This window comes from Nocardia grenadensis, from assembly GCF_050942415.1.
GTDB classification, from domain to species: domain Bacteria; phylum Actinomycetota; class Actinomycetes; order Mycobacteriales; family Mycobacteriaceae; genus Nocardia; species Nocardia grenadensis.
In genome coordinates this window covers 5,307,021-5,324,257 of record NZ_CP192054.1, presented here as the reverse complement: position 1 = coordinate 5,324,257, position 17,237 = coordinate 5,307,021, and the positions used below count along the sequence as shown (strand labels likewise).

The 17,237-nt window shown below is 68.8% G+C and carries 18 protein-coding genes; 8 read left to right on the top strand and 10 right to left on the bottom strand.

Features of this window, described 5'->3' with window-relative positions:
* Nucleotides 1-18: 18 nt before the first annotated feature.
* The 9 genes from ACQPYS_RS24395 to ACQPYS_RS24355 all read right to left on the bottom strand — a co-directional run bounded on the left by ACQPYS_RS24395 (nt 19) and on the right by ACQPYS_RS24355 (nt 7,804).
* Nucleotides 19-879, bottom strand: a complete 861-nt coding sequence (locus ACQPYS_RS24395; protein ID WP_433490923.1) for a putative RNA methyltransferase — start codon at nt 877-879, stop codon at nt 19-21.
* Nucleotides 866-1,033 (bottom strand): DUF3117 domain-containing protein, encoded by a 168-nt coding sequence (locus ACQPYS_RS24390; RefSeq protein WP_064484472.1) that lies wholly within the window; start codon nt 1,031-1,033, stop codon nt 866-868. Before ACQPYS_RS24390 ends, ACQPYS_RS24395 begins: the two co-directional genes overlap by 14 nt.
* 158 nt (nt 1,034-1,191) lie before the next feature.
* On the bottom strand, nt 1,192-1,773 hold the full coding sequence (locus tag ACQPYS_RS24385; RefSeq protein WP_063037429.1) for a DNA-3-methyladenine glycosylase I: 582 nt from the start codon (nt 1,771-1,773) through the stop codon (nt 1,192-1,194).
* The gene (locus tag ACQPYS_RS24380) at nt 1,770-2,090 is read right to left on the bottom strand and encodes a DivIVA domain-containing protein (protein WP_063037431.1); all 321 of its coding nucleotides are present in this window, start codon (nt 2,088-2,090) and stop codon (nt 1,770-1,772) included. The genes ACQPYS_RS24385 and ACQPYS_RS24380 overlap by 4 nt, the downstream gene beginning before the upstream one ends.
* A 19-nt stretch (nt 2,091-2,109) precedes the next feature.
* Nucleotides 2,110-3,246, bottom strand: coding sequence for an Mrp/NBP35 family ATP-binding protein (locus ACQPYS_RS24375; protein WP_063037433.1), 1,137 nt, complete (start codon nt 3,244-3,246; stop codon nt 2,110-2,112).
* A 19-nt stretch (nt 3,247-3,265) separates the two neighbouring features.
* Complete coding sequence (locus ACQPYS_RS24370) at nt 3,266-4,120, bottom strand: lytic transglycosylase domain-containing protein (RefSeq protein WP_433490922.1); 855 nt, start codon at nt 4,118-4,120, stop codon at nt 3,266-3,268.
* A gap of 277 nt (nt 4,121-4,397) precedes the next feature.
* On the bottom strand, nt 4,398-5,774 hold the full coding sequence (locus tag ACQPYS_RS24365; RefSeq protein WP_433490921.1) for a lytic transglycosylase domain-containing protein: 1,377 nt from the start codon (nt 5,772-5,774) through the stop codon (nt 4,398-4,400).
* A gap of 144 nt (nt 5,775-5,918) precedes the next feature.
* Nucleotides 5,919-6,527 carry a DUF1003 domain-containing protein gene (locus ACQPYS_RS24360; RefSeq protein ID WP_433490920.1) on the bottom strand — a complete coding sequence of 203 codons (609 nt, stop codon included), beginning with the start codon at nt 6,525-6,527 and terminating at the stop codon, nt 5,919-5,921.
* The gene (locus ACQPYS_RS24355; RefSeq protein ID WP_063037441.1) at nt 6,524-7,804 is read right to left on the bottom strand and encodes a magnesium transporter MgtE N-terminal domain-containing protein; all 1,281 of its coding nucleotides are present in this window, start codon (nt 7,802-7,804) and stop codon (nt 6,524-6,526) included. Before ACQPYS_RS24355 ends, ACQPYS_RS24360 begins: the two co-directional genes overlap by 4 nt.
* Nucleotides 7,805-7,857: 53 nt before the next feature.
* On the opposite strand from ACQPYS_RS24355, the gene ACQPYS_RS24350 reads away from it, so the two are divergent.
* The 3 genes from ACQPYS_RS24350 to ACQPYS_RS24340 all read left to right on the top strand — a co-directional run bounded on the left by ACQPYS_RS24350 (nt 7,858) and on the right by ACQPYS_RS24340 (nt 10,247).
* A complete protein-coding gene (locus ACQPYS_RS24350; RefSeq protein ID WP_433490919.1) occupies nt 7,858-8,802 on the top strand; it encodes an HpcH/HpaI aldolase/citrate lyase family protein in 945 nt (314 codons plus the stop codon).
* A gap of 368 nt (nt 8,803-9,170) precedes the next feature.
* Entirely contained in the window at nt 9,171-9,662 is a 492-nt protein-coding gene (locus tag ACQPYS_RS24345) for a general stress protein (RefSeq protein WP_063037445.1), read from the top strand.
* Nucleotides 9,663-9,665: 3 nt separating this feature from the next.
* Nucleotides 9,666-10,247, top strand: a complete 582-nt coding sequence (locus ACQPYS_RS24340) for a suppressor of fused domain protein (protein ID WP_433490918.1) — start codon at nt 9,666-9,668, stop codon at nt 10,245-10,247.
* A gap of 24 nt (nt 10,248-10,271) precedes the next feature.
* Here the strand turns inward: ACQPYS_RS24340 and ACQPYS_RS24335 are convergent, their stop codons facing one another.
* Nucleotides 10,272-11,345 carry a magnesium and cobalt transport protein CorA gene (locus ACQPYS_RS24335; RefSeq protein WP_433490917.1) on the bottom strand — a complete coding sequence of 358 codons (1,074 nt, stop codon included), beginning with the start codon at nt 11,343-11,345 and terminating at the stop codon, nt 10,272-10,274.
* A 142-nt stretch (nt 11,346-11,487) separates the two neighbouring features.
* Here ACQPYS_RS24335 and ACQPYS_RS24330 point away from each other — a divergent pair, with 142 nt between their 5' ends.
* From ACQPYS_RS24330 to ACQPYS_RS24310, 5 genes are all read left to right on the top strand, one after another.
* A complete protein-coding gene (locus ACQPYS_RS24330) occupies nt 11,488-12,342 on the top strand; it encodes a PHP domain-containing protein (RefSeq protein WP_063037449.1) in 855 nt (284 codons plus the stop codon).
* A complete protein-coding gene (locus ACQPYS_RS24325) occupies nt 12,339-12,605 on the top strand; it encodes a hypothetical protein (RefSeq protein WP_063037451.1) in 267 nt (88 codons plus the stop codon). The genes ACQPYS_RS24330 and ACQPYS_RS24325 overlap by 4 nt, the downstream gene beginning before the upstream one ends.
* Nucleotides 12,606-13,131: 526 nt before the next feature.
* Nucleotides 13,132-14,337 (top strand): NAD(P)-dependent malic enzyme, encoded by a 1,206-nt coding sequence (locus tag ACQPYS_RS24320; RefSeq protein WP_063037453.1) that lies wholly within the window; start codon nt 13,132-13,134, stop codon nt 14,335-14,337.
* A gap of 331 nt (nt 14,338-14,668) precedes the next feature.
* Nucleotides 14,669-15,541 (top strand): glycine betaine ABC transporter substrate-binding protein, encoded by an 873-nt coding sequence (locus ACQPYS_RS24315; RefSeq protein WP_245664613.1) that lies wholly within the window; start codon nt 14,669-14,671, stop codon nt 15,539-15,541.
* 211 nt (nt 15,542-15,752) lie between these two features.
* Nucleotides 15,753-17,237 (top strand): DHA2 family efflux MFS transporter permease subunit, encoded by a 1,485-nt coding sequence (locus ACQPYS_RS24310; protein WP_063037457.1) that lies wholly within the window; start codon nt 15,753-15,755, stop codon nt 17,235-17,237.

The following is a 17,237-nucleotide window of genomic DNA, read 5'->3' as shown; positions in this document are numbered from 1 at the left end:
GGCGAGGGGGCGGTGAGATCACACCGGAATGTAGGTGCCCACGGTGACCGACGCGGTGACCTCGAAGGGATCGGGCAGGCGGGCGATCCGGGCCGTCGCGTCGTCGGCATGGTGCGCGGACGGGCCCATTGCCACCAGATTCGCGATATCGGCGTGGGCGAGAGTCATGGCGTAGTCGACCGTGCGGTGTTCGGTCCGGGTGAAACGGCCGGTCATGGCCTCGGCGAGGCGGCGGTCCTTCGCCGGATCGACGGTGACCATGCCGACCGGTTCGATGAGTTCGGCCAGATGCCGGTCCGTGGGTGTGACGACGATATAGCGGCCGGCGGGTCCGAGAGCCCGGGCCACGGCATCCGGATTGCGCGGCGCGAACACCGACAGCGCGGTGGTGAGCGTGTGGTCGCGGATCGGCAGGCCCCGCCAGGCGTCGGCCACCACCGCGGCCGCGCGTGGATGGGCGCGGGCGCACCGCCGGCCGGCCGGTTTGGCGATATCCAAGGCGATCCCGCGGGCCGCCGGGACCGCGTCGAGAACGCGCGCCAGATAGTAGCCGGTACCCGCACCGATATCCGCGATGAACCCGCGGGTGCCGGTATCACCCGTGGCCGCCGCGACGGCGTCGGCGATCGGAGCGAAATTTCCGGTGTTCTGGAAAGCCGCCCGCGCGTCGAGCATGGCGGCGGTGTCACCGGTCAGTTTGGTGGCGGCACCGGTGAGCAGACTGATATAGCCCTGCCGGGCGATATCGAAACTGTGCCCGCGAGAGCAGCGTAGTGTGCCCGGCGCGGACGACAGGCCGCGGTCGCATTCGGGGCAGCTCAGTACCTCGGCGACCGCGGCGAGCGCCGATTGTTCGGCTACCTGTCTAGCCGGTGACACTCTTCAATTCGTCACCGAGTGCCGCGGCTTCGTCCGGCGTGAGTTCTACGACCAGACGCCCGCCACCCTCGAGTGGGACCCGCATGACGATCCCACGGCCTTCCTTGGTTGCCTCGAGGGGACCGTCCCCGGTACGGGGCTTCATGGCCGCCATCCTCTGCTCCCTCCAGATCTGCGCTGTATGCTGCGCACTTGCTCGGAACTCCGGTTGTCGCCAACCGGGCGGTCCGTCGGTTGAGACGACGGACCGCACTCGGTCCATTCTTCCCTATCGCATGAGATGACGGACACTCGACGTCCAAATGTGATCGGTCAGCCGATCGTGGTGTGCCGGGTATCGACCCAGCATTCCGCCAAGTGATCGTCGACCATCCCGGTGGCCTGCATGAGAGCGTACGCGGTGGTCGGCCCGACGAAACGGAAACCGCGCCGCTTCAATTCTTTTGCCAGTGCGACGGATTCGGGGGTCGTCGCCGGAATATCGCGCAATGCCCGCGGACGCGGTCGTGACGGCGGGGCGAAGGACCACAGCAATTCGTCGAGTCCGATATCGAGTTGGCGCGCGACTTTCGCGTTGGCGATACACGCGTCTATTTTCGCGCGATTGCGCACAATGCCGGCATCGGTGAGCAGCCGTTCGCGATCGGTGTCGCCGAACTCCGCGACCCGGTCGATGGCGAATCCGGCGAACGCCGCCCGGAACGCGGGCCGTTTGCGCAGAATCGTGATCCACGCCAGGCCGGACTGAAAAGCCTCCAGACACAGCCGCTCGAACAGAGCGTCGTCACCATGCAGTGGCCGGCCCCATTCCTGGTCGTGGTAATCCCGGTAGAGCGGGGAATCCACCGACCACGGGCAGCGGATCAGCGTGTCGGTCGCCCCGGAGCCGGTCACGGCTGCTCCGGACCCTGCCGCGGGGCGGCACCGGTCGCGCGGGCCTCGGCGAGTTGACCCTGCAACTCGTCGATCCGGGCGGCCAGCCGGGCCAGCGCCCAGTCGACCTCACCGGCCTTGTACCCGCGGACGACCTGCTGGAAGCGCAGCGCCCGGACATCCGCGCCGTCGATGCCCTCTACCGGTAGCACCGTCGCCGTGGTGCCCTCGGGAAGCGGACCCAGCTCCTCCGACCGCCCGAACAGGGCGCTGGCCAGGAGAAACAGGACTGCGGCCACCAAACCGACGATCACGACGTACAGCAGCAGGGTGAGCATGGATCGAGTCTATGTGCGCTCAGAGATGACGGGTGGTGTCGATACCCAGTGACATACCGGCCAGGCCGCGCCGGCGGACCGCGAGCTTGTCCGCCACCGCGCGCAGGGCCACGGCCGACGGGTTCTCCGGATCCTTCAGCACGATGGGTGTGCCCTCGTCACCGGCTTCGCGCAGCGCCTGCTCGATCGGGATCTGACCCAGCAGCGGTACCTCCGCGCCCACCGCCCGGGTGAGACGGTCGGCCACCGCCTGCCCGCCGCCGGACCCGTACAGATCCATCCGGGTGCCGTCGGGTAGATCCAGCCAGGACATGTTCTCCACCACACCGGCGATCCGCTGCCGGGTCTGCAGTGCGATGGCGCCGGCGCGCTCGGCGACTTCGGCGGCCGCGATCTGCGGGGTGGTGACGACCAGGATCTCGGCATTCGGGATCAGCTGGGCGATGGAGATCGCCACATCACCGGTGCCGGGCGGCAGATCCAGCAGCAGGACGTCCAAGTCGCCCCAGAACACGTCCGCCAGGAACTGCTGCAGGGCTCGGTGCAGCATGGGGCCGCGCCACACCACCGGGGTGTTGCCCTTGGTGAACTGCGCGATCGAGATCATCTTCACGTCGTGCGCGACCGGCGGCATGATCATCCGCTCCACCTGGGTGGGCCGGGCGTCGGTACCGAGCATCCGGGGGATGGAGTGGCCGTAGATATCGGCGTCGAGCACTCCGACGGACAGGCCGCGGTCGGCGAGTGCCGCCGCCAGGTTGACCGTCACGCTGGATTTGCCGACGCCGCCCTTTCCGGAGGCCACCGCGTACACGCGGGTCATCGAACCGGGCTGGGCGAAGGGGATGACCGGCTCCGCGGAATCACCGCGTAATTGTTTGCGCAGTTCGGTGCGCTGCTCGTCGCTCATCACATCGAGATCGACCGAGACCGCGCCTACGCCCGGGACGTCGGCGACCGCGGTACTGACCCGCTGCGTGATCTCGGTGCGTAACGGGCAGCCGGCGGTGGTCAGGTAGACCTCGATGTGCACATTGCCGTCCGGCTCGATCCGGATGCTCTTCACCATGCCCAGTTCGGTGATCGGCTTCCGGATCTCGGGGTCGTCGACCTTCGCGAGGGCGCCCCGCACCTCCGCTTCCGTTACCACTGGCATGCTGCCGATGGTAGTGCGGTCAGATCTTGGGGAGTTCCGCGGGCCGCGGTGCGATACCCGTCTGGTACGACTGCTCCCAGGCCATCACGTTCGCGACGTAGGCCATCGAGTTGTTGTAGCGCAGGATGGCCCTGGTCTGCTGGGCGGGATCGCGCATGTCCAGGCCGCCGGAGCACAGGTACTTACCGGCCGTCAGCGTGGCGTCGTAGTAGTTCTGCGGATCGGAGATGCCGTCGCGATTGCCGTCGGCGGCGAAACTGGTCCAGGTCTCCGGCAGGAACTGCATGGGGCCGACGGCGCGGTCGTAGCCGCTGTACCCGTCCAGCGCGCCGCCGTCGGAATCGTGGATGACATTGTTGCCCGACAGGCTGCCGTCCAGAACGGGACCGAATACCGGGGCGAGGGCGTTACCGTCGGCATCGGCCCGGCCGTCGTTCATATGGGTGGACTCGACCCGGCCGATACCGGCGAGCATGGTCCACGGCATATTGCAGTCCGGATTCTCGTCGGCCAGGATCTGCGCGGCGCCGATATAGGCGGCCTCGGCGATCCCGGGGATGCCCGAGGCTGCCACGGGGAGATCGTTGCGGGGACGGTTCGGATCCAGCGCCACCGATCTCACCTCGACGGGCGCCTCCGGTGATTGCTTGGCCATGGCGTGCAGCACGGTGGGGTCGACGGCGACGGGGGCCGCGGCCTGCGCGGGGGCGGCGCCGAGTGCCGAGACCTGCATGGCCACCGAGGCCGCGGTCGGATCGGTGACCACCGCCGCGGCGGCATTGGTGGCCACCACTCCGGCCGGAACCAGCCCGGTGAGTGCGAGCACCGAGCTGCGAGAAACGGTGGCAGGTTGCTGTTTACGGTGACGCCCCACGTACTCAAGCCCTTCATCTCAACGCACAGCCTGCGGTCACGAGTTGATTCGTTGCCGCTCCGTGACCTGTTGTGTCGACAATACCGCATCCGAGATCTGTTTGTTACTCCTCCGTGACCATTATTTCAGCGCGAATGGGAATGGGAAGCGGCGGCGCTGCTTCGGAACTCGGTCTGCGCCCGCCCGGGTGTGCGCATCGGCCGACGGGCCCGGCCGGTGACCGGGCCCGTCCCCCCGGGTGCGGTACGGCTGCTGCGTGTCCGGTGGAATCGCCAGCTCAGGCGGGTGGGGCGGGTGCCGCCGGTGCCGCGGGCTCGGGTGCCGCCGGGATGGTGTCCACCGGTGCGGGCGGGGCCACCACCGGCACCGGGGGGAGCCCGATCGGCAGTGGGATGACGATCCCGCCGGGGAGCGTGATCGACGGCGGTGCCGGCGGTGCAGGTGCAGGTGCCGGCGGATTCCGATTTTCGGCGGGCGGCGGTGCGGCCGGCGCTGATTCGTCCGGTGCCGGTGCGGACCGGTCGCCGGGTGCGGGAGCCGCCGGGGCGCCGGGTGTGGGGGCCGGAGCTGCCGGGCCGGTACGGTCCGCGGGCCGGTCCGGGACGACCGGCGCCGGATCGGGCAGGGCCTCGCCCACCTTCGGGGCGCCCGGAGCCGGCGGGCACAGCAGCCCGCAGGGAATCGGCGGCAGACCCGGGATCCGGATCATCGGCGCGGGTCGCGGCGTCTGCGTGGGTAGCGAGGGCGGGGGTGGTGGGACCTGGTTCTCGGTCTGCGCGGCCAGCAGATCCGTGGGGCCGGGCGGGAAATCGGCCGGGTAACTGCCCGGCGGGACCGGATCGGGCGCAACAGTGACCGGGGCCGGCCGGCCGCCGGTCCGATAGGCCGCCGACCAGCTCAGCACATTGGCCGCGTACGACATCGAGTTGTTGTACCGCAGCACCGCCCGTAATTCCTGTTGCGGGTCACGCAGATTCAGACCGCCCGAGCACAGATACTTCCCGGCGCCGAGGGCGGCATCGAAGACATTGTGTGGATCGGCACGCCCGTCGGCATTGCCGTCCGCGGCGTAGCGCGCCCAGGTGCTCGGCAGGAACTGCATGGGTCCCAGCGCCCGGACATAGCCTCCGTCGGCCGCGCGGATGACTTCGTTGCCGGGCAGCGAGCCATCCAGTGCGGGACCGAAAATGGGCGGGTTGGTGGTGCCGGCGGCATCCGTGCGGCCGTTGCTCGCGTGGCCGGATTCGATCCGGCCGATCCCGGCCAGCAGGTTCCAGGTGACACCGCAACCGGGTGTCGAGGACTGCAGGGCCAGTTCGGCATTGCGATAGGCCGCGAGCACGATCTCCGGAATACCCAGCGCACCGCCGCCCCGGGGCAGATCGATGGTCTGCAGCGGGACGATGCCACCGAAGGGCGGGATCCCGTCGGCGGGAGTGGGGCTGAGCGCGCGGAGTTTCCGGGGCGTGGAACGCTCGACCGGCAACATTCCAAGTGTCTGGGGCAGTGGCGCGTCGGTGGTCACGGCCGGGTCTTCCAGTCGATCGGTATCGGCGGCGAGCCGGGCCCCGGGAGCCTCCGGGGGAGTCGACGAGAAGGTGGTGTGTGCGGCCGAACCGCTCGCTACCAGGCCCGCCATGACCAGAGCCGACATTGCCACAGGGGTAGGTATCCGCATTCGGCTCCACCGTTCCTCTATGTCACAGGTGAGCAACCGTCCCGGACATTCCCGGACGGCGTGCTCGGGACAACGTGATCCAGGTTACCTACCGGTCAGGAGCATATTGCGGATTTCCGGTCATTCATCCGCGACAGGCGACGAAACCGCGCCCGTAACCGGCTTGTGACCGGAGGTTTTCTTGCGTTTCGGCTTGAGAGACTTTTCCGGGCGCGTCGGACCCACGCCCGCCGCCGACTCGAGGCGATCGAGCGAGTCGCGGATCTCGTCCAGTTCCCGCCTCAGATAGTCACGGGTGGCCACCTCGCCCACCGCCAGCCGCAGGGCGGCCAGTTCGCGCGCCAGGAATTCGGTATCGGCCTTGGTCTGCGCTGCCCGTAACCGGTCCTCCTCCAGCGATACCCGGTCGCGATTGTCCTGGCGGTTCTGCGCCAGCAGGATCAGCGGCGCGGCGTAGGCGGCCTGGGTGGAGAAGGCCAGATTCAGCAGGATGAACGGGTAGGGGTCCCAGCGCAACGTGATGACGGAGATGTTCAACGCGATCCAGACGATCACCACCACCGTCTGCAACGCGAGATAGCGTCCGGTGCCCAGGAACCGGGCGATGCGTTCGCTGCCGCGCGCCAACGCCTCGGCGTCCCAATCGAATCGGAACCGGGATTCGACCGGTGTCTCCAGCCGCTGCCGGGCGGCCGCCGCCGCCCGGCTCGCGGCGCTCTTGTCGGTCACTGTCGTACACCCTCGAACAGTTGCTCGTCCTCACGCCAATCACGCGGCAGCAGATGATCCAGTACATCGTCCACACTCACCGCACCCAGCAGATGATTCTGCTCGTCGACCACCGGCGCACACACCAGGTTGTAACTGGCGAAAAAGCGGGCCACCGCGGTGAGCGGAGCCTCCGGTCGGAGGGTGGTCAGATCGGTGTCCAGGAGCCCACCCACCAGATGCGCGGGCGGTTCCCGCAGCAACTGTTGCAGGTGCGCGCAGCCCAGGTATCGCCCGGTCGGCGTCGCCGTCGGCGGCCGCACCACGAAAACCATCGAGGCCAGCGCGGGCGTCAGATCGGGGTCGCGGACGCGGGCCAGCGCCTCCGCGACGGTCGTCGACGGCGTCAGGACCACCGGCTCCGGCGTCATGAGCCCACCGGCGGTATCCGGGGAGTGTTCGAGCAGCCGGCGCACCGGCTCCGATTCCTCCGGATCCATCAGCGTCAACAGCGATTCGGCCTCGTTCTCCGGCAGCCCGCCCAGCAGGTCGGCGGCATCGTCGGGATCCATGGCATCGAGGACATCGGCCGCGCGCCCGATTTCGAGCTTGCCCAGCAATTCCAGTTGATCGTCGCCGGACAACTCCTGGACCACATCGGCGAGCCGCTCGTCGTCGAGCGCCACCGCGACCTCCAGCCGCCGCTTCTCCGGCAGTTCGCGCAGCAGATGCGCGACATCGGCGGCGCGCTGGCCCTCGAACTGCTCGAGCAATGTGCTCACATCCTGACCCGGCCGCCCCAGCTCGTACGGTGTGAGTCCCTCCACCCGGGCCCAGTCGACCACATGCACGGTGCGTCGCCGCCCCAGCCTGCGGTGCCCGCGCACCGCCACCCGCGACACCCGCCAGTCCCGGGTGCGGGTGAGCGTCATCCCCAGATCCACCACATACACATCGACCCCCGCCAGATCGGGCAGATCGGGATCGTCCACGCGTACCGCCGAGTCGACGATCTGCGCCATGGCCAGCACCTCACCGGGACGTTGCGCGAAACGCCGCAGGCTCACATTGCCGGTGTTCAGGTTCACCGAACCGGGTTCGACAGCGGTGACGCGCAGCATCGGAACGAAGATCCGGCGCCGGGTCGGCAACTCCACCACCAGGCCGTGGACACGCGGTTCTTGCCGGTCGTACCGGACGGCGACCACCACGTCGCGAACACGGCCGATAGACTCGCCGTCCGGCCCCAGCACCGCCAGGCCGGTCAGCCTGGCGATATACACCCTGGTAGCTGCCATGGTGTCAGGCTAGATGTTCCCGGGCCGGACCGGGCCGACCCCCAGGAGAGTTGATGAAGCCGCGCCGTTCCGTGCTCGCCGTGCCGGGCAGCAATCCCAAGATGATCGCCAAGGCCAAGGGCCTACCGGTCGACGAGGTCTTTCTCGACCTCGAAGACGCGGTCGCCCCCGAGGCCAAGGCCGCGGCCCGCGCGAATATCGTGGCCGCCCTCAACGACTCCGGCTGGGGTGGGCAGCTGCGGGTGGTGCGGGTCAACGACTGGACCACGCAGTGGACCTACGCGGATGTGATCTCGGTGGTCGACGGGGCCGGTACCGCACTCGATGGGATCCTGCTGCCCAAGGTCACCGACGGCGGTCAGGTGCGCGCGCTGGATCTGCTGCTGAGCCAGCTGGAACGGGCCAACGGGATCGAACCCGGCCGCATCGGTATCGAACCGCAGATCGAGAACGCGCTGGGCCTGCGCAATATCGACGAGATCGCCACCGCCAGCCCGCGGGTGCAGACCCTGGTCTTCGGCCCCGCCGACTTCATGGCCAGCATCAATATGCGCACCCTCGTGGTCGGTGAGCAGCCCGAGGGCTACGACACCGGTGACGCCTACCACCACATCCTGATGACCATCCTGCTCACCGCCCGCGCCCACGGCCTGCAGGCCATCGACGGCCCCTACCTGCAGATCCGCGATATCGACGGCTTCCGGCGCGCCGCCGGCCGCACCGCCGCCCTGGGCTTCGACGGGAAATGGGTACTGCACCCGAGCCAGGTCGACGCCGCCAACGAGATCTTCAGCCCCCGGCAGGCGGACTACGACCACGCCGAACTCATCCTCGAGGCCTACGCCTACCACACCTCCACCGCCGGCGGCGCCCGCGGCGCGGTAATGCTCGGCGACGAGATGATCGACGAGGCCAGCGCGAAAATGGCGGTGGTCATCGCGGAAAAGGGGCGGGCGGCGGGGATGCAGCGGACAACCACCTTCACACCACCGGAATGAGAAGTTCGTCCGGCGGTACCTCGGCCGGACCGCGACCCGAATCGCGGTGATCGAGGGAGCGTCCGCGGTGCCCGCTGCCCCCCGCGTCTGAGCCGGTATCTGTTGTCTGCCGTGGGTTCACCACCGCTCCGCCGGTTCCGCACTTCATGTACCTCCAGCAAACTTCGCATCCGATCCGACCATCGAATGCCGACGCGACCCCCATGCGTCGAGTCTTACGAGACACCTCAAGGGTTGAGGCCCGTCTCGCCGTTTCGGCCTCGAAGCGCATGCGCCGCAGGCGCGAGTCTCGAGGCCGAAACGGCGAGACCAAGGGGGCCTCAACCCCGCGCCGCCGCAGGCGGCGCCAAATAAGACAGAATGGACTTATGACGAACCCTCTTGGAGGCTCGAATCGCGGTAGGCAGGGTCTGCCCACGCCCCCTTCCGGGTGGCCGGTCGGTTCGTATCCGACCTATGCCGAGGCGCAGCGTGCGGTGGATCATCTGGCGGACAATCAGTTCCCCGTGCAGAACGTGACCATCGTCGGCGTGGACCTGATGCAGGTCGAGCGGGTGTTGTACCGCTTGAACTGGGGCAAGGTGATCGGCGGGGGTGTGGTCTCGGGTGCGTGGCTGGGGTTGTTCCTGGGTCTGTTGCTGAGCTTGTTCACCACCAACGGTATGGTCGGTCCGCTGGTGGTGGGCCTGGTCGGCGGCATCATTTTCGGGGTCATCTCGACGACCATCCCGTATGCGGCCACTCGCGGTCAGCGGGATTTCGCGTCGACCATGCAGTTGGTCGCGGGCCGTTACGACGTGCTGTGTGATCCGAAGACGGCCGAACAGGCCCGGGATCTGCTCGCGAAGCTGGCAATCTAGCGGATGGACGTGATCGAGCGCGTCCGGACGGCCGTGGCGGATTTCTTCGGTGTGGACGCGGCCGGGGTGGATACGGCTTCGATGACTTTCCTGGGTCTGGAGCCGATCGAGATCCTGCGAATCCCGGGTGACGGTGTGACGCACTATCTGACGGTCGGCGGGTCGCGGCATCCGATGGGTGATCCGGGGGATCTGCACGCCGATCCGGTGCGCGGTCCGCGGGCCGAGCTGGTGCTCACGGTGCGGTCGGCGGCCGGTGCCGGGGCGGGGGTGGCCCGGACGCTGGGGGTGCTGGCGGCGGCGCCCGCGGTCGAAGGCGTTGTGTTGCAGGCCGATGCGCTGCTGGATCTGGGCGAACCGATCTGGCAGGACGCGCCGTTCACGGCGGTGCTGCTGGGCTCGGGGGAGATGCCGGAGATCGAGTTACCGGATCCGGCGGAGCCGGTGCGGTATTTCACGGTGACGCCGGTGACGGCGACCGAGGCGGCCTGGGTGCGGGTGCGTGGGGCGCAGGCGCTGCGGGATGCCTGGGCCGAGGCCGGGATCGATGTGCTGGACCCCGGCCGGGGCGCGGCTTCGCTGTAGTGCCGGTGCCGGTGGGCGGCCCGGTCAGAGCCAGTCGTTGCGGTGGAAGAGGGCGAGTAGGGTCAGGCAGATTCCGAGGATGGCCGCGAGCACCACCGGATAACCCCAGCTGATCCGCAGTTCCGGCATATGCTCGAAGTTCATCCCGTAGATACCGGCGATCATGGTCGGTACCGCGGCGATGGCGACCCACGCCGAGATCTTGCGCATATCGGTGTTCTGCTGGACGGTGATCTTGGTGAGCGCGGCACTGATGAGGGCGCTGAGCGAATCGTCGAAATCGGTGATGCGTTCGGCGACGCCGGTGTGGTGGTCGGCGACATCGCGCAGATAGCGCCGGATCTCCGGGTCGATCGGCAACTCCTCCTTGTGGACCAGCAGTTGCAGTGGCAGCGCCAGCGGGTTGACCGCGCGTCGTAGCTCCACCATTTCGCGTTTGAGCTGATAGATCGCCTCGACGGTGATTCTGCTGCGCGGGGTGAACACCTCTTCTTCCATTGCGTCGATATCGAATTCCACCGCCTGCACGACGTCGATATAGGAGTCGACCACGTGGTCGGCGATGGCGTGCAGCACCGAGCCGGTGCCCAGTCGTAATCGGGCGGGGTCGGCTTCGAGACCGCGGCGCACGGTCGCCAGCGGCGAATGTTCGCCGTGCCGGACGGCGATGACGAAATCGGGTGCGGTGAAGATCAGCAGCTCGCCCGTTTCGACGATCTCGCTGACCGTGTGCAGTTCGTGCTCCCGATAGGCGACCGTGCGCATGACCATGACCAGGGTGTCGTCGTAACGTTCCAGTTTGGGCCGCTGATGGGCCTGGACCGCGTCCTCGACGGCGAGGGCGTGCAGTCCGAAGGTCTCGGCCACCTCACCCATCTGCTCGGTGTCGGGGTCGTGCAGGCCGAGCCAGACGAAACCGCCGCGTTCCCTGGCGGCGGCGAGCGCCTTCTCGTGGGTGAACCGGCCCGGGAGACGTCTGCCGTCCACATAGACCGCGCAGTCGACGACCGCACGTGCGGTGGGCACCCGGATATGTGGTGCCGCGGCGGCGCGCCGCGTCCGCCCCGGACCATGGAACGGCAGCGGGATCGAAGGCACGCGTCGATGCTACGTCGCTGCCGCTCCCGGGCCGGGACCTCCGCGGACAGCTCCCGGTCACCGCGACCCGGGGCCGCCGCCGCGCCCGCGCTTGCCGCCCCGCACCGAGGGTGCCCCGGATGGGCACTGCAAGACTGGACGGGTGCGCATCGATCTGCATACCCACTCCACCGCCTCCGACGGCACCGACAGCCCGGCCGATCTGGTGCGCCGAGCGGCCGAGGCCGGGCTGGATGTCGTCGCGCTCACCGATCACGACACCACTGCCGGCTGGGCCGAGGCCGAGGCCGCCCGCCCGGCCGGGCTGACCCTGGTCCGGGGCATGGAAATGTCGTGTGTGGGCCGCGGTGTCGACGGCTATCCGGTGTCGGTGCATCTGCTGGCCTATCTGTTCGATCCCGCCGACAGCGGTTTCGCGACCGAGCGGGAACGGCTGCGTGCCGAACGGGTCGAGCGACTACGCGCCATGGCCGAACGGATGGCCGCCGACGGCCTACCGATCGACCCGGACGCGGTGCTGGCCGCCGCCGGTCCCGCCGCGGGCCGCCCCCACCTGGCCCGTGCCCTGGTGGAGGCGGGTGTGGTGCCCTCGGTGGATGCCGCCTTCGCCGATCTACTCGCCTCGGCCGGCCCCTATTACGTGGAGAAAGCCGATACCCCGCTGCGCCGGGCGGTGGAGATGATCGCACGCGCCGGCGGCGTCAGCGTGCTCGCCCACGGGCGGGCCCGCAGCCGGGGCCGGTTGCTGGACCTGCAGGAGGTGCGCGATCTGGCGCCGCACGGACTCGGCGGTCTGGAAGTCGATCACCCCGACCACAGTCCCCGGGACCGGGCGGTACTGCGTGAACTGGCCGGCGAATGCGGACTGCTGGCGACGGGGTCTTCGGACTACCACGGCGCCAACAAGACCATCGGCCTGGGCGAATGCACCACCGAGCCGGCGCAGTTCGAGAAACTGGCTGGCAGAGCCACCGGTGTACCGGTGCTGGCCTCATGAGACTCGTGCGCGGCCTCAGCGGCGTGGCAGCGGCCGGGTTGGTGTTGCTGGCGTCGGTCGTCGTCGGTGCGGAGATCATCGGCGAGCGGCGCGGTTTCCCCGGGCCCGGTGCCGAATCGGTGGCCTGGCATATTGTGGTCGCGGCGATCGCCGTTGTGGCACAGGTGTATTCGGACCGGGTGCGGGGCGCGGCTAGCCTCGGCGCGGCGGTGGTGGTGCTGGGTTCCGGCGCGATCCTGCTGTGGACCCAGTGGTGGGGCTGACCGGCCGCGCAGCACATCGCGGTCGCCGGGTTCACCGGGCTTTCCGGAACCTTTGGGGTGGTCTCACCGGTCCCTGGCGCCACTCGCGAGTTTCCGCTCACGGGAAGGTAATGCTCGCGGCCTACGCTGGCCCCGTGGTGTCCGAAACACGCAACCGCCGGGCCCGGTTTGGCGAACGATCCGGGACCTGGCAGAATGTGGCGGATTCCCGATCGTTGCCACCGCCGGGTCGGGGATATCAGGCGCCCGCCGCTCCGCGACGCACCGTCGCGACGGGAAACGGGCACCGGTCGAGTTCGCTCGGACCAACCCGTCCGAAATTCACCCGGACCTTCGCTGCCCGAAATCGGTGCCACCGTCCACTGCCCTGTGTGCGGGCTCCCGGGGGTCTTCCGGGTACCGGTTGCGCCAGGAAACATCCTGGTCGCGCCGCCGATGAACGATATGACGCAGATAACACCAAATACCCGGCGGTAACCGTCCACCGGTTACGACCGCAACCAGCAGGAGTGAAATCGTGTCCTCTGTGACTGACGCACCGAACGCCACCGCCAGCAAAGAAGAGGTCCAAGATCTGTCGGCGATCACTCACGAGGAGATCTTCGCGGGTCACCTCGGCGGCAAGCTCTCGGTCGAGCTCAGCTCGCCGCTGGCCACCCAGCGCGACCTATCGATCGCCTACACCCCCGGAGTGGCACAGGTGAGCCGCGCCATCGCCGAGGACGAGAGCCTGGCCAAGCGCTACACCTGGACCGACCGCCTGGTGGTCGTGGTCAGCGACGGTTCGGCGGTGCTCGGCCTCGGCGATATCGGCCCGCGCGCCTCCCTCCCGGTCATGGAGGGCAAATCGGCGCTGTTCAAGAAGTTCGCCGGACTCGACTCCATCCCGATCGTGCTGGACACCAAGGATGTCGACGAAATCGTCGAAACCCTGATCCGTCTGCGCCCCAGCTTCGGCGCCGTGAACCTGGAGGACATCTCCGCCCCCCGCTGCTTCGAAATCGAGAAGCGGGTCGTGGAAGCCCTCGACTGCCCCGTCATGCACGACGACCAGCACGGCACCGCCATCGTGGTGCTGGCCGCCCTCAATGGTGCCGCCGCCGTGCAGGGTCGGGCCACCTCCGGACTCAAAGTGGTCGTGTCGGGCGCCGGCGCCGCCGGTGTCGCCTGCACCAACATCCTGCTCGCCGCGGGCGTCGCCGATGTGACCGTGCTCGACTCCAAGGGCATCGTCGGCCGCGACCGTGATGACCTCAATGCGGTCAAGGCCGACCTGGCCGAGCGCACCAACCCGCGTGGCCTCACCGGCACCGCCGCCGACGCCCTCGCCGGCGCCGACGTGTTCCTCGGCCTGTCCGCGGGCACCATCGCCGAAGAGCTCATCGCCTCGATGGCCCCGGAGTCCATCGTGTTCGCCATGTCCAACCCGGACCCGGAAATCCACCCCGACGTGGCCAAGAAGTACGCCGCCATCGTCGCCACCGGCCGCAGCGACTTCCCGAACCAGATCAACAATGTGCTCGCCTTCCCCGGCGTGTTCAAGGGTGCGCTCGACGCGGGCGCCCGGCGCATCACCGAAGGTATGAAGATCGCGGCCGCCAACGCCATCCTCGGCGTCGTCGCCGACGAACTCGCCGTCGACAAGATCGTGCCCAGCCCGCTCGACCCGCGCGTGGCCCCCGCGGTGGCCGACGCGGTCGCCGCCGCCGCCCGCGCGGAGGGCGTCGCCTGATAGATCGTTCCGCCTTACCCGGGCGGTAACCGCAACTACAGCACTCGGCCGCCACCCTGGGCCGGGTGCTGTAGTTTTTTGCGGCGCCTTCGCGAGTAGGCCGATATCTGCCACCTTCGCGGTCCGGTTACGTCCGAGCCCGGTGAGCGTGCATTCGTGTCCGGGTCTGGTTCGTCTCCATCTCCCCTGCGCCCCAGGTACTCCCGCGGAGCCCCGGTGATCCGGCCGCGGGGACCCTGTAGATTCCTGAGGGTTGGCGGGGGCGCCCGGATAGGGTGCGGCGGGCTGGTTACGGAAGTGGGTGTCTCGCGCGATGGTATTGGCGGCGTCGATGCGTGTCGTTGCTCGGATGCTGGTGCCGGTGCTCGCCGGGCTGGCCGTATCCTGTGGTGCCGACGGGGCCGAGCCGCTGGTGGTGGGGGCGCAGGGGTCCGCCGAGTCACGCGTGCTGGCGGAGATCTACGCGCAGGCGCTGGCGCGGACCGGGGCCGCGGTGCGGGTGGAGTCGGGTTTGGATGATCGCGCGGAGGTGTTCGCGGCGTTGGACGCGGGGACCGTGGCGGTCGCCGGTGACCACAACGGCGCTCTGCTGGCGGAGTTGAACACCGGGGCCGAGGCGACCACCACCGAGAAAGTGACGGAAGAACTGAACGGGTCGCTGCCGCAGGGGACGATCACCTCCGATGCGGCCGACGGCGCGGATTTCGAACCGCGGGTCCTGGTCACCACCGCCGTCGCCGAGCAGCGCGGGATCGATTCGGTGGAACAGTTGGGTGCGCAGTGCCCGTCGATGGTCGCCGGTGTCGCCGCTGTTCCGGGGTTGTACGAGCTACCGGAGGTCGCCGGGAAGATCTCGGACTGCGTGTTCGCCTCGACCGAGGTGTTCCCCGAGCCCGGGGGACTGCGGCGCGCGTTGCTGGAGGGCCGGGTCCAGGCCGCGGTGCTGGCCGGTCCGGCCGAATTCCTGCCGGGCGGTACCGAGGGGCTGAAGGTCCTCGCCGACCCGGAGGACGCGATCCGGCCGGAGAATCCGCTGGCGCTGGTGCGCAAGGGAGCATTGGACGATCGGCAGCTGGAGAAGCTGAACTACGTGGCCGGGGAACTCACCACCGATGAGCTGGCGACCCTGGTGCTGCGGGTCCGGGACGAATCCGCGGACCCGGGGGAGCTGGCCCGCACCTGGCTCGACGCGCATGGTCTCTGACCAGGACTAAGATCGGTCCGATATGCCCGGAATGTTGGCGCGGCGCCCGGCGTCGTACCTGGAGTCCGGAGTGACCACGGCATGAGCAGGCCGCGGCTGTCGTGCCCCGTCCGTACGGTGAGCCGGTAGTCCCAGGTGATGCGTCCGTGTGACGCGCCGCGACAGATCCACGAAACGGCGCATCGGGCGTCGCTCGACAGGAACGGAAGCTATGTCCACTCAACGCAATCCGTGGCTCGCATTAGGTGCGCTGGTTGTCGGATTCTTCATGATCCTGCTCGACGTGACCATCGTGGCCGTCGCCAATCCGGCGATCATGACCGATCTGCACGCGGATATCTCGCAGGTCATCTGGGTGACGAGCGCCTATCTGCTCACCTACGCCGTGCCACTGTTGATCACCGGGCGGCTGGGCGACCGGTTCGGGCCCAAGAACATCTACCTGTTCGGGCTCGCGGTGTTCACGCTGTCGTCGCTGGCGTGCGGGCTGGCCGGTGATATCGAGACCCTGATCGCCGCTCGGGCCGTGCAGGGGCTGGGTGCGGCGCTGATGACCCCGCAGACAATGGCGGTGATCACCCGCACCTTCCCGCCGGACCGGCGGGGCGCCGCCATGGGTATGTGGGGCGCGGTCGCCGGGCTGGCGACGCTGGTGGGCCCGATCCTCGGTGGTGTGCTGGTCGACGGTCTCGGCTGGGCGTGGATCTTCATCGTCAATGTGCCGGTCGGGGTGGTGGCCTTCGCGCTCGCCGTCTGGCTGGTGCCGGCACTGCCGACGCACCAGCATAAATTCGACCTGGTCGGCGTGGTGCTGAGCGCGGTGGGCATGTTCCTGCTGGTGTTCGGTATCCAGGAGGGCAATACCAGCGACTGGTCGGCGAAGATCTGGGCGATGATCGTGGCGGGGATCGTGGTGCTGGCCGTTTTCGTGGCCACGCAGGCCCGCGCTTCGGGTGAGCCGCTGTTGCCGCTGCCGCTGTTCCGGGACCGCAATTTCTCGCTGTCGAATCTGGCCATCGCCAGTATGGGTGCGGCCGTCACCGCGGTGATGGTGCCGATCTACTTCTATCTGCAGGCCGTGCACGGTATGTCGCCGACCCGCTCGGCGCTGGTGCTGGCTCCGATGGCCATTGTGACCGGGTTCGCCGCCCCGGTGATCGGCCGGATCTCCGACCGGATGCATCCGCGGATCATCCCGACCGTCGGATTCCTGGCGTTCGCGCTCTCCATTTTCTGGTTCGCCCTGGTCATGCGGGATCCGCACGCGAATATCACCTGGATGGTCGTGGCGGGCGCGGTGGCCGGTGCCTCGAACGCCTGTATCTGGGCACCGCTGGCGACCACCGCCACCCACAATCTGCCCATTTCCCAGGCCGGCGCGGGCGCGGGTGTCTACAACACGACCCGTCAGGTCGGGTCGGTGCTCGGTAGCGCGGCGATCAGTGCCCTGATCGCCGCGCGGATGAGCGCGGCGGGTCTGGGCGGCGCCCCCGCCGGAGAGGGGATGGGTACCGGTCAGGTGCCCGAGCCGGTGAAGGAGGCGTTCAGTACCGCGCTGAGCCAGGCCACCCTGCTGCCGGCCGCGTTGCTGCTGGTCGGGGTGGTCGCCTCGGCCCTGTTCATTCGCTTCCAGGCCGGTGACGCGCCGGACCGGAGTGCCCTGGATCTGGATAAGGCGGACTCGCTCACCGGTTAG

Coding starts and splice junctions, on each gene's coding strand:
- ACQPYS_RS24390 (WP_064484472.1), bottom strand. CDS start 1,033: ATGGCGGCCATGAAGCCCCGTACCGGGGACGGTCCCCTCGAGGCAACC.
- ACQPYS_RS24380 (WP_063037431.1), bottom strand. CDS start 2,090: ATGCTCACCCTGCTGCTGTACGTCGTGATCGTCGGTTTGGTGGCCGCA.
- ACQPYS_RS24375 (WP_063037433.1), bottom strand. CDS start 3,246: ATGCCAGTGGTAACGGAAGCGGAGGTGCGGGGCGCCCTCGCGAAGGTC.
- ACQPYS_RS24365 (WP_433490921.1), bottom strand. CDS start 5,774: ATGTCGGCTCTGGTCATGGCGGGCCTGGTAGCGAGCGGTTCGGCCGCA.
- ACQPYS_RS24355 (WP_063037441.1), bottom strand. CDS start 7,804: ATGGCAGCTACCAGGGTGTATATCGCCAGGCTGACCGGCCTGGCGGTG.
- ACQPYS_RS24350 (WP_433490919.1), top strand. CDS start 7,858: ATGAAGCCGCGCCGTTCCGTGCTCGCCGTGCCGGGCAGCAATCCCAAG.
- ACQPYS_RS24345 (WP_063037445.1), top strand. CDS start 9,171: ATGACGAACCCTCTTGGAGGCTCGAATCGCGGTAGGCAGGGTCTGCCC.
- ACQPYS_RS24340 (WP_433490918.1), top strand. CDS start 9,666: ATGGACGTGATCGAGCGCGTCCGGACGGCCGTGGCGGATTTCTTCGGT.
- ACQPYS_RS24325 (WP_063037451.1), top strand. CDS start 12,339: ATGAGACTCGTGCGCGGCCTCAGCGGCGTGGCAGCGGCCGGGTTGGTG.
- ACQPYS_RS24315 (WP_245664613.1), top strand. CDS start 14,669: ATGCGTGTCGTTGCTCGGATGCTGGTGCCGGTGCTCGCCGGGCTGGCC.
- ACQPYS_RS24310 (WP_063037457.1), top strand. CDS start 15,753: ATGTCCACTCAACGCAATCCGTGGCTCGCATTAGGTGCGCTGGTTGTC.